This is a genomic window from uncultured Stenotrophomonas sp. (genome assembly GCF_945952405.1).
Lineage (GTDB): Bacteria > Pseudomonadota > Gammaproteobacteria > Xanthomonadales > Xanthomonadaceae > Stenotrophomonas.
Genome location: NZ_CAMFIA010000001.1, coordinates 227,613 through 243,228, shown reverse-complemented (window position 1 = coordinate 243,228; position 15,616 = coordinate 227,613). Strand labels below are relative to the sequence as shown.

The following is a 15,616-nucleotide window of genomic DNA, read 5'->3' as shown; positions in this document are numbered from 1 at the left end:
CGGGCTCGGCCGCCGACGGCACCGCGATGGCCGGATGCTGCGTTGCATCAAAAACGGACCGGATCCGGTTAGAATCGCGGATGGATGTTGCAAGGCGTTGTTTCTTCACGCCCTTTCCCTGCCCCATGCGCATCCTGAACTCCTCCCCTCCGCCAACGATCCCGCCCCCATGAAGAAATTTGGCAAGGCCCTGCTCGCCCTGCTCGTGCTGCTGTTGCTGGCCGCCGCGCTGTTCCTGTACTGGCCGCTGACCCAGCGCTCGGTGCCCGCCGCCAGCAACGACAAGCCCGTCGATGTTGTCCTGGTCGGCGCCGGCATCATGAGCATCACCCTGGCCACCTACCTGCAGGAACTGCAGCCGGACTGGAACATCCAGGTCTACGAACGCCTCGATGGCGTCGCCGGTGAAAGCTCCGATGGCTGGAACAACGCCGGTACCGGCCACTCGGCATTCGCCGAACTGAACTACACCCCGGAACTGCCCGACGGCAGCATCGAGACCAAGCGCGCGGTCGGCATCGCCGAATCGTTCGAGGTCTCGCGCCAGTTCTGGTCGCACCAGGTGAAGGAAGGCCGGCTGAGCCAGCCGAGCGACTTCATCAACCCGACCCCGCATATGAGCTTCGTCTGGGGCGATGACAACATCGCCTACCTGCACAAGCGCCAGCAGGCGCTGGTGAAGAATCCGCTGTTCTATGGCATGCAGTACTCCGAGGATCCCAAGCAGATCCAGCAGTGGGCACCGTTGCTGATGGAAGGCCGTGACCCGAAGCAGAAGGTCGCTGCCACCTGGATGCCGCTCGGCACCGACGTCAACTTCGGTGTGATCACCCGCCAGCTGACCACCGGCCTGCAGCGCAGCCCGAACTTCAGCCTGCACCTCAACCATGAAGTGAGCGCGCTGCGGCAGAACGCCGACAAGAGCTGGAACGTCACCGTGAAGGACCTCAAGTCCGGCACCGAGACCACCACCCACACCCGCTTCGTGTTCATCGGCGCCGGTGGCGCCGCGCTGAAGCTGCTGCAGATGTCGGGCATTCCGGAATCGAAGGACTACGCCGGCTTCCCGGTGGGCGGCCAGTTCCTCGCCTTCCAGGGCCAGGACGTGACCTCGCGGCATGGCGTGAAGGCGTATGGCATGGCCGAGACCGGTTCGCCGCCGATGTCGGTGCCGCACCTGGATGCGCGCAAGCTGGATGGCAAGCCGGTGGTCCTGTTCGGGCCGTTCGCGCTGTACAGCACCAAATTCCTCAAGCATGGCTCGTGGTGGGACCTGTATTCCTCGGTCACCCACAACAACGTCGGCCCGATGCTGGAAGTGGGCAAGGACAACCTGGACCTGGTGCAGTACCTGATGGGCCAGGCGCGCCTGAACGATGCCGATCGCCAGGCCGAACTGGTCAAGTACTTCCCCAATGCCAAGCCGGGCGACTGGAAGCTGGTCACCGCCGGCCAGCGCGTGCAGATCATCAAGCGTGACCCGCTGAAGGGCCCGGTGCTGCAGTTCGGTACCGAGATCGTGACCGACAAGGACCACACCATCGCCGCCCTGCTTGGCGCCTCGCCGGGTGCATCGACCTCGCCGCCGATCATGCTGGACCTGATGGCCAAGGCGTTCCCGGAGCAGATGAAGGCCGGCTGGGAAACCCGCCTGCGTGAGATCGTGCCGTCGTATGGGCGCAAGCTCAACGACAGCGCCGCGCTGGTGAACGAGATCCGTACGCTGACCAGCCAGACCCTGCACCTGCCCTACCTGGAAGTGCCGGTGGCTGCGGATGCCGCGGCGTCGGCACCGGCGACGGCTCCGGCACCGGTCAAGCCGCCGGCCAAGGAAAAGCGCAACGCCAACGAGGAACTGCAGGCGCTGTAAGCCCGCCGGGTCCTTTCGATGCAGACGGACGGCCACCTTCGGGTGGCCGTTCGCGTTCAGGGCCCAGCATGGCCGCGGCCGCACGCCTCCTGTAGAGCCGAGCCTGCGCTCGGCTGCACGCCCCCCTGTAGAGCCGAGCCTGCGCTCGGCTGATTCTGCCGACCGCCGAGCATGGGCTCGGCTCCACAACGGAGCCGCCGCGCAGGAGGGCGGCTCCACGAGGCGTCCCGGAGACGCGAATTGTAATGTTGTTAAGAATTATTTACATTTGCGCACTTCGCAGTGATCGCGCCGCTCCCAGATGGACCTGATGTGCCCGAAGCCGCCGCCCCGGGTGCTGGACGACTGTTGCCGCCCTTCCCCGCCTTCCCGCTTCGAGCCCACCATGTCCCCGACCCTGCCCAACCGCCTGCCCCGCCGTGCGCTGCTGCCGGCTGCCCTGCTCTCTTCCCTTGCCCTGGTCGTGCCTTCGGCATTCGCCGAAGCCGCCGCCGATGCCTCCGATGCCAAGACCCTGGACCGGGTCAGCGTGCGTGCCGGACAGTCCGCCGCACCGGCCAGCACCACCCGCCTGCCCATTACCCTGCAGGAAACCCCGCAGTCGGCCACGGCGATCAGCCTGCAGCGGCTGCAGGACGAATCGTTGTTCAGCATCAACGACGTGATGCGCAACGTGACCGGCGTCAGTGTCTCCTTCTATGACACCCAGCGCCCGCTGTACTACGCACGCGGCTTCGCCATCACCGACTTCCAGGTCGATGGCATCCCCACCTACAGCGGCTCGACCAACCAGGAATACGACACCGCCTTCTATGACCGCATCGAAGTGATCCGCGGTGCCAACGGCCTGCTCAGTGGCGCTGGCGTACCGTCGGCCACGGTGAACCTGCTGCGCAAGCGCCCGGGCAAGGAGTTCGATGCATCGTTCGCGGTCAGCGCCGGCAGCTGGGACTACCGCCGCATGGAAGCCGACGTGACCGCACCGCTGACCGCCGATGGCCGCTTCCGCAGCCGCGTGGTCGCCGCCTACACCGATCGTGGCCTGTACTACGACCACTACGACGAGAACAAGATGGCCGGCATGGCGGTGCTGGAAGGCGATGTCACCGACAGCACCACCATCACCCTCGGTTACCAGAGCCAGGACAACAATCCGACCGGTTCGACCTGGGGCACGGTGCCGTTCTTCGACAGCCAGGGCAACTTCGCGCACCTGCCGCGCTCGACCAACCTGTCGCCGAAGTGGAGTTACTGGAAGCGCGAGAGCAACACCGCATTCGCCAACCTGGAACAGCGCTTCGGCGACAACTGGCTGTTGAAGATCAACACCGCCTACACCCGTGGCAACGTGCAGAACGTTCGCCTCTACGGCACCGGCAATCCGGACCCGGCCACCGGTGCGGGCATCTTCCTGCGCGCCGCGGCCGGTGATTCCAAGGACACCCGGCGCAACGTCGATGCCTACCTGAGCGGCAGCTTCGACCTGTTCGGCCGCGATCATGACGTGACCCTTGGCGCGCAGTGGTCGGACCTGGAAGGCACCACCAATACCCTGGCGCTGAACTTCCCCACCGACTGGGCGCGTTGCGGCAGCGAGCGCTGCTACTACATCCCCAACGTGTACACCTGGAACGGCGACATCTCCGAGGTGAGCTACCGCCGCACCGGCGCACGCCGGGTGGCCAAGACCACGCAGAGCGGCGTCTACCTGGCCACCCGCCTGCGCCTGGCCGACCCGCTGTCGCTGATTGCCGGTGCGCGCCTGAGCCGCTGGCAGACCCTCAGCCGCTCGTACAATGCAGCCGGCGCCTACACCGGCACCAGCGGTGCGTACAAGGTGAGCGATGAAGTGACCCCCTATGTGGGCCTGGTCTACGACATCACCCCGAACGTGTCGGCCTATGCCAGCTACACCGAGATCTTCAACCCGCAGAACTACAAGGACCGCAACGAGAACCTGCTGGCACCGGTGCAGGGCTCGAACCTGGAAGCCGGCATCAAGACGCAGTGGCTCGACGGCCGCCTGACCGCCAATGCTGCGCTGTTCGAGGCCAAGCAGGACAACTACGCCGTGCGTGACATGGGCGTGCCGGACGGCTCGCTGAGCGATGGTAGCTCCGCCTACATCGGCGTCAACGGCACCAAGGCGCGCGGCTGGGAAATGGACGTCAACGGCGAGATCCTGCCGGGCTGGACGGTCAATGCCGGCTACACCCACGTCAAGGTCACCCGCGCCGCCACCGATCTGCTGTATGCCAACCCGCCCAAGGACCTGCTGCAGCTCAATACCCAGCTGCAGCTGCGCGGCGCGCTGGAGCGGCTGAGCATCGGCGGTGGCGTGCAGTGGCAGAGCAAGGTGCAGGGCTACAACATCGTCTACCCGCTGGGTGGCACGGTGACGGTGAACCAGCCGGCGTACACCCTGGTGCAGTTCAACGCCAACTACCGCATCAGCGACAACTGGACCGCGACGCTGAGCGTGCGCAACGCGCTGGACAAGACCTACTGGGCGAACCTGGACTACAACAACTACGGCGAACCGCGTTTCGTCTCGGCCAGCCTGCGCTGGAAATTCTGAGCCCCCCGGGGGCCGGGCACATCCCGGCTCCCGCTGATGCGCTCGGCGCAGCAGGAGCTGCGGTTCTCAAATGTAGAGCCGAGCCTGCGCTCGGCTCACGACTTCCGGGATCTGGCCGGCGCTACAAAAGGCACGCTGCCCGTCTTCAACGGCCGGAACCGTCCGCCGTGGCCAGCGCCATGCACAGGATCGCCCCAACCAGCGGCAGCAGCCAGACCAGCAGCAGCTGCACGCTACGGCCAGCGGCGGACAGTCCATCGCGCCTGACGACGACCACGGTGGCCGCCAGGTTCAGACCCAGCACCAGCAGGACCAGCAGCAGAGCGATGATCAGCATGGGGGTACTCCCTCCCTGGGTGCCGCTGACCATAGCACCACCGCGCCGGTTCGCCCTGGCTGTCATGAAGATGGGACAATGTAGGGCGCGCCGGCCTGCCTCCGGGCCGCCGGCGCCCCCTGCACCACACGGAAGAAGAAGAACAACAACATGCTGAAAGTCATTTTCGATACCGACCCGGGCGTCGACGACGCCCTGGCCCTGCTGTACCTGCACAAGCACGCGCAGATCGACCTGATCGGCGTCACCACCACCTTTGGCAATGCCTCGGTGGAATCGACCACGCACAACGCCCTGTACCTGAAGCAGGCCTGGGGCTTTGCCGCACCGGTCGCACGTGGTGCCGGCGGCCCGCTGCAACCTGAAGCAACCCCGGAAGCGTGGCCGGTGCATATCCACGGCCACAACGGACTGGGCAACCACCCGGTGCCAGCCCAGCTGGACGTGGCCGCCGATGCGCGCCCGGCCCATCAGCTGATCATCGACCTGGTCCGTGCCCATCCGGGCGACGTGACCCTGGTCGCAGTCGGCCGCATGACCAACCTGGCCCTGGCCCTGCAGCAGGCGCCGGACATTGCCGGCCTGGTGCGTGGCGTGGTGATCATGGGCGGCGCCTTCCACGTCAATGGCAACATCACCCCGGCCGCCGAGGCCAACATCTGGGGCGATGCCGAAGCTGCCGACGTGGTGTTCACCGCCAACTGGCCAGTCACCGCGATCGGCCTGGACGTGACCACCCGCGTGGAAATGGACCGTGACGGCCTGGACAAGCTGGCCGCCATCGGCGGTGCCGACGCCGAGCTGGTCCGTGCGCTGTCGCAGGACTACGTGGACTTCTACCTGCAGGCCGGGCACAAGGGCATGGTGGTGCACGACTGCTGTGCCTGCATTGCGCTGACCCGCCCGGAACTGTTCCAGTTCGAACGCGCCAGCGTGCGCGTGGCCACCGACGGCGTTGCCCGCGGCATGACCATTCCCAAGCCGGAAGGCCTGGCGTTCGGTCCCAGCGTGTGGGACGGCCACGTGCTGCAGTCGATTGCCATGGGCGTGGATGCGGCCGCGGTACTGGCCGACATCGAGCAGACCCTGAAGGTCTGATCGGTCACCGCTTGGCCCTGCCCGGGACCGTCTCGGGCAGGGTCCACAGCACCGGCAGCACCAGCACCGCCACCAGCGCGATCATCGCGCCCGGCGCTGCCGCCCAGCCACTGCGCTCCACCCACCATTGCGCCAGCCAGGGTGTCGCACCGCCGAACACTGCCGTCGCCATGGTCACCCCCAGCGCCAGCCCACTGACCCGGCCTTCGCCCGGGAACTGTTCGGCCGTGGCCGGCGCAGCGACTGCACTCACGCCACCGGCCACGCAGGCCAGCAGCACCGCGGCCAGCGCGATGCCCAGCGGAGGTGCCTGTGCCATCCAGGCGAACAGCGACAGCGGCAGCAGCGCCGCCAGCACGGTCAGGCCCAGCAGCATCGGTCGCCGCCCGACCCGGTCGGACAATGCACCACACAGCGGCGTGATCGCGATCACCGCCACCGCTGCAATCGTCGACAGCCACAGCGCGTCACCTTCGTCATGCCCCTGCGCATGCAGGAAGGCCGGCACATAGGTGATGCCGACGTAGTAGGTGATCGAGCCCAGCGCCGAAATCGCGAAGGTGCGGGCCACCGCCAGCGGATGATTGCGCAGTACGTGGCGAAGCGGTGTCGCCGGAATGCTGCCCTCGTGGCGCTGGCGCTCGAACTCTGGTGATTCATGCATGCCCGAGCGCGCGACCAGGATCACCAGCGCGAGTGCAGCACCAACGAAGAACGGAATGCGCCAGCCCCAACTGTCCAGCTGCGGGGTGGGCAGCAGCGCCACGGTGAGCGCCGAGATCGCCACCGCCAGCAGCGCACCCACTTCACTGGCCGCCGAAGCGAGCGAGGTGACCAGCCCGCGCCGCCGCACCGGCGCGCTTTCCAGCAGATACGCCACCACGCCGGTGTATTCACCGCCCACCGAGAATGCCATCACGCAGCGCAGCGCCAGCAGCAGTATGCCCGCCGTGGTGCCTGCGCTGGCCGCAGTCGGCAGCAGGGCGGTGGCCAGCATCGCCGCTGCCATCAAGGCCATCGACGCCAGCAGCATCCAGCGCCGGCCGAGCCGGTCGCCGAGGTGGCCGAAGCACAGCGCGCCCAGCGGGCGCATCAGGTAGGAGACCGCGAAGCCGGCCAGGGTGACCAGCAGTGCCTGCTCGCCACCGCCGAAGAACACCCGCGACAGCACCGTGGCGAAGTACAGGTACAGGGTGAAGTCGTACCACTCCACCACCGTGGACAGGCCGGCCACCCACATCGAGCGCTGCCGCGCCGCGGTCATTGCGTGTTCGCCTTCAACAGCCCGGGTCCCGTTCGTGCAGGTCAGCAGCAGGGTGTCATGGGCGGGGTGAAACGTGGGTCAGGGCCATGCCTACATGGCGCGGAACGCGCCCAGGTAGCGGCGGCTGACCGGCAGCACCTCATCGCGCCCGCGCAGGTGCCATTTCGCCCGGACGAACTTCATCGCCGTGCACTCCTTCCTGCGCTCCCTCTAGGGCGCCTCGGCGGCCTGCATGTACTGGGTCTGATGGCCGCTGAAGCGTTCACCGTCAAAGCCGAAGCAGAAGCGCCCCTGCTCGAACACGCGGTAGACCAGCAACGCACCCTCGAGGCAGAACTGCTGCTGGTCCACGCCCGTTTCCAGGGTCCCGTAGCCGGTGGCCTCTCCGCCCTTCCCCGCCGGCCCGGTGAAGGCATCGATCGGCAGCGGGGTCGCCCTGCCGGTGCGGGTATCAACCAGCACCAGCGTGCGCTGGAAGTACTCCGGGCGATCATCGACCTGGACCAACAGGTAGTGCTGGTTGAAATCGGGCGTGCGGGTGCGGAGTGCTTCCTCGATGCGGGCACGGTGCTGCGCATCGCAGAAATCGACCGGGCTGTAGCGGTAGCTGCAACCGCTGTGGTCGTAAGGCAGATTCATGCCGGAATAGCCGGCGCGTGCCTGCCCCTCCACGTCGTCGCCCGGTTCCGGTGTGCTGCACAGCAGCCACGAGCGCTGCGCATCCTCGGGATCGGCCATCAGCTTCGGCTCGCGGCCGGCCTCGTAAGCCGCGCCCCCCGGGAACACCTGCCCGAAGCGCTGGCGGACGATGGGACGTGCCTTCTCCAGCGGCAGGCCGATCCTGGCCCCGCGGAATGAAACGAAGGTCATCGTCGGCAGGATCACCTGCTCCACCGGCAGCCCCTTCCACTGCCCCTGCACGCAGAACGTGGCGATCTCGTTCTCCAGGTCCACCCTGCAGGGCTGCGGCGCATTCGCAGCCAGCCAGGGATGGGCCGGGCGCTCGGTCTGCTGATCGATGTACCAGCCCTCCAGCGCACAGGTCGGCAGGGCATCCAGCAGCGGCGAGAGATCGGTGGCGGCCGTTGGCGCGACAACCGGAGTGTCTGCAACGGGTACCTGGGCCGGCAGTTCAGGCGTGCGCTGGCAGGCCGCCAGCAGCAGCGCGGCGATCAACAGTGCGGCATGGCGTGGACGTCGGATTGAATGATGCATTCCCTGCACTGCGTCTTCCCTGGTTTTGATACTTCATGATCCGGGTCAGATCCCTTTCCCTTGGAAAGGGATCTGACCCCGGCGTCTGCATCACGGTGCGCGGCGCAACGTGACCAGGGTGATCTCCGAGGGCACGCCGATGCGCGCCGGAAAACCCGCCCAGAGGCCGGCACCATTGCTCACGTACAGCGTCATGCCATCCACGTCGTAGCGACCGGAGACATAGCCACCGTTGGCCCGCTTCACCAGCTGGTCCATGCCGATGATCTGGCCGCCATGGGTGTGCCCGGACAACTGCAGCTTCACCCCGCGCGCGGCCGCTTCGCGCGCATTGCGCGGGCGGTGGTCGAGCAGGATCACCGGAGCCGATGGATCGGCACCGGCCAGCGCGGCTTCCAGGTCCGGCAGCGGCAGGCCGTAGCGGGCGGCCACCGGATCGGTGACCCCGGCGATGGTCAGCGCCGCGTCACCGCGGCGTACCTGCAGGTGGCTGTTCTCCAGCACCTGCATGTGCAGCGCGCGGAACGCCTGCATCCACGCCTGGTACTGCGCGTAATACTCGTGGTTGCCGGTGATGGCGATGACACCGTCCGGCGCCCGCAGGTCCGCGAGTGGGCGCGCGTCGTCACGGCGGGCCTCGACACTGCCGTCGATGAGGTCGCCGGTGATCACGATCAGGTCCGGCTTCAGTGCGTTGCTCTCATCCACGACCCTGCGCACCCAGTCGCCGGTCAGCAGGCGGCTGGCGTGGATGTCGGTCAGCTGCAACACCCGGTAGCCGTCGAACGCGGCCGGCAGCCCGGCAATGTCCACTTCGACCTGCCGCGGCTTGGGCACGGCCATGCCCTGGCTGACGCCGTAGCCGCTGAGCAGCAGTGCGAGCACAGCACACACCGGCCGCAGCTTCGGCGCCCGCAACACTGACAGCGCACGCGGCCAGCGCAGCAGGCGCGAGGCGAGCAGGGCTGCATCCAGCAGCAGCAGGACCAGTGCCAGCAGCAGGACCGCGGTGGAGCCGGTGGCCAGCGTGGCGATGGCCAGCTTCGGGATCTCAGGCGACGCCATCGTGCCCCAGAAGGTGGCAACGATGCGCAGCTGCACGGCAACGCCGACCAGCAGCAATGACAGCACGACCTTCAACGTGGTGGGCATGCGCAGCGGCCAGAACAGGCGCCAGGCCACATACAGGCCCATCAACAAACCGATCGTACTCAGCACTGCAACCATCCTGGAAAGAAAGCGGGCCCACCATGGTGACCGCAGGACGCCCTGGTGGGTAGAGCCGAGCCTCCGCTCGGCGCTACAAGATACGCGGAGCAGCCGAGCATGGGCTCGGCTCTACAAGGGGCTACGGTGCCGGGTCGAGGCGTTCCACGCGCAGGCGGGCGATGCGGCGCTTCTCCATCGCCAGGACGGTGATGCGCACCCCCTCCACCTCCACCGCGTTGCCGATGTCCGGCAGGCGGCCCAGCTGTTCCAGCACCAGGCCGGAAATGGTCATGTAGTCGGCACTGCGCGGCAGCGACACGCCCGCCAGGCGCTGCAGGTCGTCCAGGGTCAGCGCACCGTCCGCCTCCCATTGCGCCTCGCCCTGCGCAACCACGCCATAGCGCTCGTCCTGGGTATCGACCAGGTCGCCGGCAATGGCGGCCAGCAGGTCGTTGGCGGTCACCAGGCCCTCCACGCTGCCGTACTCGTCCACCGCCACCGCCAGCGGCACCGGATGCTGGCGGATCAGTTCCAGCGCCTGCAGTGCACTGGCACTGGACAGCACGTACTGCGGCTCACGCAGGTTGCCTTCCAGCTGCAGCGGCCTGCCCTGCAGCAGGTCGGCCAGCACGTCCCGGCTCTGCACCACGCCACGCAGGCTGTCCAGGTCACCGTCGCCCACCAGCAGGCGGGTATGCGGCGACGCCACCAGGCGTGCCACCACATCCTCCTGCCCGCGTGCCAGGTCGATCCACTGCACGTCCGCGCGCACGGTCATCACGCTCGACACCGGCCGGTCGGCCAGGCCCAGCACGCTGCGGATCATCTCGTGTTCGGCCGGCTGCAGGCGTTCCGCGGCGTCCTCGTTGCCGTCCACGTCCTCGTCGTCGTGGCCATTGGCCGGGCGCGCACCGAGCATCCTCAGCACCGCGTCGGCGGTGCGCTGGCGGAACGGCTGGCGGCGCTCGTTGCGTTCGCGGTTGAAGCGGACCCACTGGTTGAAGGCTTCAACCAGGATCGAGAAAGCGATGGCCGCGTACAGATAGCCCTTCGGGATCTTGTAGCCCAGGCCCTCGGCGACCAGGCTGAAACCGATCATCAGCAGGAAGCCCAGGCACAGCACCACCACCGTGGGATGCTTGTTGACGAAGCGGGTCAGCGGCTTGCTGGCCACCAGCATCAACGCCATCGCGATGGTCACCGCGGCGTACATCACGCCCAGGTTGTCGACCATGCCGACCGCGGTGATCACCGAGTCCAGCGAGAACACCGCGTCGAGCACCACGATCTGCGCAACCACCATCGCGAAGCTGGCATAGACCTTCTTGCCGTCCTCGTGGTGCTCGCGGCCTTCCAGCCGCTCGTGCAGCTCCATCGTGCCCTTGAACAGCAGGAACAGGCCGCCGCCCAGCAGGATCAGGTCGCGGCCGGAGAAGCTGTGATCGAACAGCGTCAGCAGCGGCTCGGTCAGTTTCATGATCCAGGCCAGCGCCGCCAGCAGCACCAGGCGCATCAGCAGCGCCAGCGCCAGGCCGATCACCCGCGCACGGTCGCGCTGGTGCGGCGGCAGTTTGTCGGCCAAAATCGCGATGAACACCAGGTTGTCGATGCCGAGCACGATCTCCAGCACGACCAGGGTTGCAAGGCCCATCCATATCGAGGGGTCAGCCAACCATTCCATTTCAGTTCCGTTTCGTCAGTAGGTAGGGGAAAAAGGCGGCCACTCAGTCAGCATCCTGCGCCAGCGCCGGGTCATGCCCAAGCAGGTCACCGGGCGTGCACTGCAGCTCCCGGCAGATCGCATCGAGGGTGGAAAAGCGGATGGCGCGCGCCTTGCCGGTCTTCAGGATCGACAGGTTCGCCAGGGTGATGTCGATACGCCCGGCCAGCTCGGACAGGGTCATGCCGCGTTCCTGCAGCACGCGGTCCAGGGTGATGACGATCGCCATCAGATGACGCCGTCGAGGTCGTCGCGCATCGCGGCGCCCACCGCGAACACCCGCGCCAGCACGAACAGCATCAGCACCGCGACCAGGCCGGTGATCGACATGCCACCGCCCACCTCCATCCAGGTGAAGTCGGGGCCCATCCAGGCCGCATAGGCACCGATCAGGATCGACAGCAGCTCCATCGCCAGCATCAGCCAGGCCATGCGTTGCAGGCGCTGCGCATTGGCGTGGGTGAACGGCCGTTCGCGCGCCGCCGAGTCCAGCAGCCGCAGCAAGTGGCGCAGGAACAGCAGGCACAGCACCAGCAACACGACGATCGCGCCGAGGCCCAGGCAGAAATGCAGGAACAGGTCGTTGCCATGCGCGGCGGCAGCGGCGGCATCGTGGACGCTGTCGAGCAGCCAGCGGCGGTCGTGGGCGACCAGGGGCACGGCCAGCAGTGCGGCCAGGATGCCCAGCCAGCACATCGCCCGGACGGCCTGTACGGCGGCCTGGGCCAGGGTGAACAAGCCTCGCGCGGATCGGGCGCGGGCGGGTCGAGCGGTCAAGCGGCCTCCGGCATTGGGGTGGCGCTGCCGCCCCGGGATGGATTTATCGATAAACGATATACCACACGGAGCGTGAAAAGCTGAACCACCGGCGTCGCCCCGGTCAGGGAGCGGGCGCCTTCTGCTCCCGCATCGCTTGACCCGGGGTTACCGAGGCCATGGCCTGCACACCGGCATCGGCGGCCTGCCGGGTCACCAGTCGGAAGCGCACCTGCAGCGCGCCCTGCCCCGGTGTGGCCCAGCCATACTGGATCGCGACCTGGTCGGCCGAGAGTGGCCCGCGCCCCGGCAGCGAGCGCACCTGCAGCGGCTTCGGCGCGGCCTGGACCAGCCGTGCGAACCCCTTCTGCACCACCGCTGCGTCGGCCTTTTCCGCGTACACCGTGCAGGTGCCATCATCCGCCCAGCTGACCGCATAGCGGCCACTGGCCAACGGCACCATCCAGGCCACGCCCGATTGCCCCTGCAGCAGGGTCGCGGCTTCGGCGGGCGGCAGCGGCGCCAGTCCATTGGCGTCCATCAACGCCTGCAACCGCGCCGGCGCGCCAACGTGCCGCATGCAGGCGGTATCGAACAGCTCGCTGAAGGCATCCTGCGCCGGCGCTGGGGTGCTGGCGGCACGCGCAGACTGCGCCAACGCCAGGGTGGGCAACACGGCCAGGGCCAGCAGGAACGCAGGACGCATCGGAACTCCACGCTACGGAAACCAGCGGCGAGGATGGCAAAGCGCATGCAGGGGGCGCAACCGGCGCGCTTGACAGCCGCCAGCGGCGGCAGGACTATCAATTAACGAATTAGTTAATTAGCTCGCCATGGACCGTATCTTCGAAGCCCTCGCCTCCACCGCCCGCCGGCAGATCCTGGCCTATCTCAGCGCCGGCGAGCTCAGCGCGGGGGAACTGGCCGAGCGCTTCGATTTCAGCAAGCCGGCGCTGTCCAGCCACCTGCGCATCCTCGAGGAGGCCGGCCTGATCGAACGCGAGAAGCGCGGCCAGTTCGTGTACTTCCGCCAGGTGCCGGACCGCCTGGCCAATACGTTGTTTTCCTGGGCCGCCGAGGTCTGTCCGGTCGGTGGCCCGCTCAAGCGCGAAGCCCGCGCCCGCCGCAAGTCCGCTGCCCGCTGATTTGCCCTGCCAAGGAGCATGCCGATGCCTGGTTCGACCCGCGACCGCCGTTCGTTTCCAGGAATCCAGCTGCCGGCGCAGGAAGGCGGCAGCCCGACCGAAGTCACCCTGATCGCCCAGCTCGGGATCGGCGCCGGTGATGCACTGGTGAGCGACGCCAGCCAGCGCCAGCGCCACCACCCGGCCTTCATCGATGCGCTGGACGAGCCTTCGGCGCGGCTCGGTGGCATGCACCTGCAGCAGGATGATGCCTCGTCGTTGTACAGCTTCACTGTCGGTGCCGGCGGCCACCCCTTCCACCGCCATGCCGGTCCACGCATGTTCACCGCCATCGCCGGCAGCGCGGGCGCCGAGCTGCGCTTCGCCAGCGCTTCGGATGCACAGCTGGCTGCTGACCCCGGTGCCTTCGCCCGCACGCTGCGGCGCGTCCGCATTCCACCCGATTGCCTGTTCACCGTGCGCTTCGGCGGCGGAACCTGGCACCAGTTCGCATCGAACCATCGCGCGCATCCAGCGCTGTTCGCGTTGTCCTGCCACAGCAACGAGCTGGCCGGCGCAATGAGCGAACAGACCCGCGTGCAGGTTCAGCGCGATGCCGCCGACATCCCCAGCCTGACCGAGGTGCTGCCGGAAGCGCATTGGCCTGCCGCCACGACCCTGGCGGCAGCGCCCCTGCTGCAGTTGTCGCTGCAGGCCGCGCCGCCCAGCCTGAGCGCCCACCTGTGCGCAGCGACCCGTTCCCTGCTCGGCCCGCTGCGGCGGCTGTCAGTGCGGCCGCTACGCGGCTTCGTCGAGCGCGCCACACCGGCCTATCCGATCCATGCCGGGGCCGCCGCCCAGGACGGCCTGCTGCCCGCTGCGTTGCCGCACAGCCACTACCAGGACCTGACCACGCTGCGGCTGCAGCGGACCCAGCTCGATCCCCGCTCCGCGTCGGCACTGCTGGCCGATGTACTGGAAGGCTTCCTGCGCAATCCGCCAGCCGGGGTGGGCCACCTGATGGCGTTGCGCAACCGGCTGGTCGCACCGCTGCGGCTGCGCACGTCGCCACTGGGCTGCCCGGTCTCGTCGCTGCTGTCGACCGATCGCAGCCGCCTGTTCGCGGGCCGCTATCCGGTGCTGGATTCGCAGGTGGATGCCGAGGACAGCTGCGCCGAAGTGCTGCTCGGCGCCGATGATCGCCACCTGCGCTTCCGCAGCAGCGTGCGCGTGCAGCTGCGCGCCGAAGGCTGCATCGAGATCAGCCTCGGTTCGCGCGTGCAGACCCGCAACGCATTTGGACGCCTTTACATGGCGCTGATCGATGCCGCGCACCGGCACTATGTCGCACCGGCCCTGCTGCGCCGCGCGGTGGAACATGCGCTGGCACCGGAACTGGCCGATCTCGACGACTGGGCCGCGCATCCCGCGCCTCGATGAGGGCGGTCGGTGGCCGGGGTTATCCCGCGCTGTAGCGGTACACCAGGTCGTCGGCATCGCTGCGCGCCGCCTGCGCATCAAGCACACCGCCCAGGCGCTGCGCCACCGCCTGCGATGCCAGGTTGTCCGCCGCCATGTAGCTGACCAGGGTCGGCAGCTGCGCAACCACGAAGGCCCAATCACGCAGGGCCGCAGCCGCCTCGGTGGCGAAACCCTGCCCTTCGTGGCCGTGGTACAGCAGCCAGCCCAGCTCCTTCTCCGGGAACAGCGGGCCGTGGTTGATGCCGACCTGGCCGATGCAGGCGCCGGTGTCGGCACGCTCGATCATCAATGCACCATGGCCGAACAGATGCCAGCTGGCCAGGTCATGGCAGAACTGGCCCCATGCGGCGACTTCGCCGAACGGCCCGCCCATGCCGCGTGCGCGCGGCGATGCCAGGAAGGCCGCATACGGCGTGAAGTCGTCCATCCGTTGCGGACGCAGGCGCAGGCGCGCGGTATGCAGGGTGGGAATCTCGAGCATGCGGCGCTTCAGTACACCGCCAGGTGACCACAACCGCGTCGCTGCGGCTGCCCTTCCATCGTCACCTGCACGCTGGCGCGGGTGTCGATGCCCTCGGCATTGCGGCACGACTCGCGCTTGATCTCGACGATGGCCGGCTGCCCGCCCAGCTCGCCATTGAGCACGATCAGCGAACCGGGGGCATCGGCCGGCTGCCCGAGGTAGCGCAGGGTGCCCTTGTGGCTGCGCCCCGCGGTGTCGAGGCTGGCATCGTGGTTGCCGGCACCGGTGGAGGCGATCTCGATGCTCCAGCCGGCGCCGCCCCCGGAGAACGCCGGTACCGGGCTCATGCCGGCGGCGATGGAAGCGGGCCGCACTGCACCGGTCGTCGTCTTCGATGCAGGGCTGCTGCAACCGGCAAGCAGGCCGGCCAGCAGCGCGGCAATGGCAAGGGGATGCAGGGTCATGGCCGGCTCCAGCGGCGGTCGGGGGTCCAGTCTAGG

Annotated in this window: 14 protein-coding genes and 1 pseudogene; 5 read left to right on the top strand and 10 right to left on the bottom strand. The window is 67.9% G+C overall.

Annotated elements, in window-relative coordinates:
• Nucleotides 1-169 precede the first annotated feature (169 nt).
• Together mqo and Q0P60_RS01160 are read left to right on the top strand one after the other, a co-directional pair.
• Nucleotides 170-1,870, top strand: coding sequence for a malate dehydrogenase (quinone) (gene mqo / locus Q0P60_RS01165; RefSeq protein ID WP_294987418.1), 1,701 nt, complete (start codon nt 170-172; stop codon nt 1,868-1,870).
• Nucleotides 1,871-2,255: 385 nt separating this feature from the next.
• Nucleotides 2,256-4,448 carry a TonB-dependent siderophore receptor gene (locus tag Q0P60_RS01160; protein WP_294987417.1) on the top strand — a complete coding sequence of 731 codons (2,193 nt, stop codon included), beginning with the start codon at nt 2,256-2,258 and terminating at the stop codon, nt 4,446-4,448.
• A 151-nt stretch (nt 4,449-4,599) separates the two neighbouring features.
• Here Q0P60_RS01160 and Q0P60_RS01155 read toward each other — a convergent pair.
• A pseudogene (locus Q0P60_RS01155) lies at nt 4,600-4,785 on the bottom strand (hypothetical protein); the annotation flags it as partial.
• A 150-nt stretch (nt 4,786-4,935) separates the two neighbouring features.
• On the opposite strand from Q0P60_RS01155, the gene Q0P60_RS01150 reads away from it, so the two are divergent.
• Nucleotides 4,936-5,883, top strand: coding sequence for a nucleoside hydrolase (locus Q0P60_RS01150; protein ID WP_294987415.1), 948 nt, complete (start codon nt 4,936-4,938; stop codon nt 5,881-5,883).
• A gap of 4 nt (nt 5,884-5,887) precedes the next feature.
• Here the strand turns inward: Q0P60_RS01150 and Q0P60_RS01145 are convergent, their stop codons facing one another.
• The 7 genes from Q0P60_RS01145 to Q0P60_RS01115 form a co-directional block, all read right to left on the bottom strand.
• Nucleotides 5,888-7,147 (bottom strand): MFS transporter, encoded by a 1,260-nt coding sequence (locus tag Q0P60_RS01145; RefSeq protein WP_294987413.1) that lies wholly within the window; start codon nt 7,145-7,147, stop codon nt 5,888-5,890.
• Between the two features lie 210 nt (nt 7,148-7,357).
• Complete coding sequence (locus tag Q0P60_RS01140) at nt 7,358-8,371, bottom strand: hypothetical protein (RefSeq protein WP_294987411.1); 1,014 nt, start codon at nt 8,369-8,371, stop codon at nt 7,358-7,360.
• Nucleotides 8,372-8,452: 81 nt separating this feature from the next.
• Nucleotides 8,453-9,589 carry a metallophosphoesterase gene (locus Q0P60_RS01135; protein WP_294987409.1) on the bottom strand — a complete coding sequence of 379 codons (1,137 nt, stop codon included), beginning with the start codon at nt 9,587-9,589 and terminating at the stop codon, nt 8,453-8,455.
• Nucleotides 9,590-9,710: 121 nt separating this feature from the next.
• A complete protein-coding gene (locus Q0P60_RS01130; protein WP_294987407.1) occupies nt 9,711-11,252 on the bottom strand; it encodes a TerC family protein in 1,542 nt (513 codons plus the stop codon).
• Between the two features lie 43 nt (nt 11,253-11,295).
• Nucleotides 11,296-11,520: a helix-turn-helix transcriptional regulator gene (locus Q0P60_RS01125; protein ID WP_294987405.1), complete on the bottom strand. Its 225-nt coding sequence runs from the start codon at nt 11,518-11,520 to the stop codon at nt 11,296-11,298.
• Complete coding sequence (locus Q0P60_RS01120; protein ID WP_294987822.1) at nt 11,520-11,987, bottom strand: DUF2975 domain-containing protein; 468 nt, start codon at nt 11,985-11,987, stop codon at nt 11,520-11,522. The genes Q0P60_RS01125 and Q0P60_RS01120 overlap by 1 nt, the downstream gene beginning before the upstream one ends.
• Nucleotides 11,988-12,171: 184 nt before the next feature.
• Nucleotides 12,172-12,753, bottom strand: coding sequence for a hypothetical protein (locus Q0P60_RS01115; RefSeq protein ID WP_294987403.1), 582 nt, complete (start codon nt 12,751-12,753; stop codon nt 12,172-12,174).
• Between the two features lie 127 nt (nt 12,754-12,880).
• On the opposite strand from Q0P60_RS01115, the gene Q0P60_RS01110 reads away from it, so the two are divergent.
• Nucleotides 12,881-13,192: a metalloregulator ArsR/SmtB family transcription factor gene (locus tag Q0P60_RS01110; protein WP_294987401.1), complete on the top strand. Its 312-nt coding sequence runs from the start codon at nt 12,881-12,883 to the stop codon at nt 13,190-13,192.
• 24 nt (nt 13,193-13,216) lie between these two features.
• Nucleotides 13,217-14,611, top strand: coding sequence for a DUF2867 domain-containing protein (locus Q0P60_RS01105; RefSeq protein WP_294987399.1), 1,395 nt, complete (start codon nt 13,217-13,219; stop codon nt 14,609-14,611).
• A gap of 19 nt (nt 14,612-14,630) precedes the next feature.
• Here the strand turns inward: Q0P60_RS01105 and Q0P60_RS01100 are convergent, their stop codons facing one another.
• A complete protein-coding gene (locus Q0P60_RS01100) occupies nt 14,631-15,134 on the bottom strand; it encodes a GNAT family N-acetyltransferase (protein WP_294987397.1) in 504 nt (167 codons plus the stop codon).
• An 8-nt stretch (nt 15,135-15,142) separates the two neighbouring features.
• A complete protein-coding gene (locus Q0P60_RS01095) occupies nt 15,143-15,580 on the bottom strand; it encodes a hypothetical protein (protein WP_294987395.1) in 438 nt (145 codons plus the stop codon).
• Nucleotides 15,581-15,616: the final 36 nt, after the last annotated feature.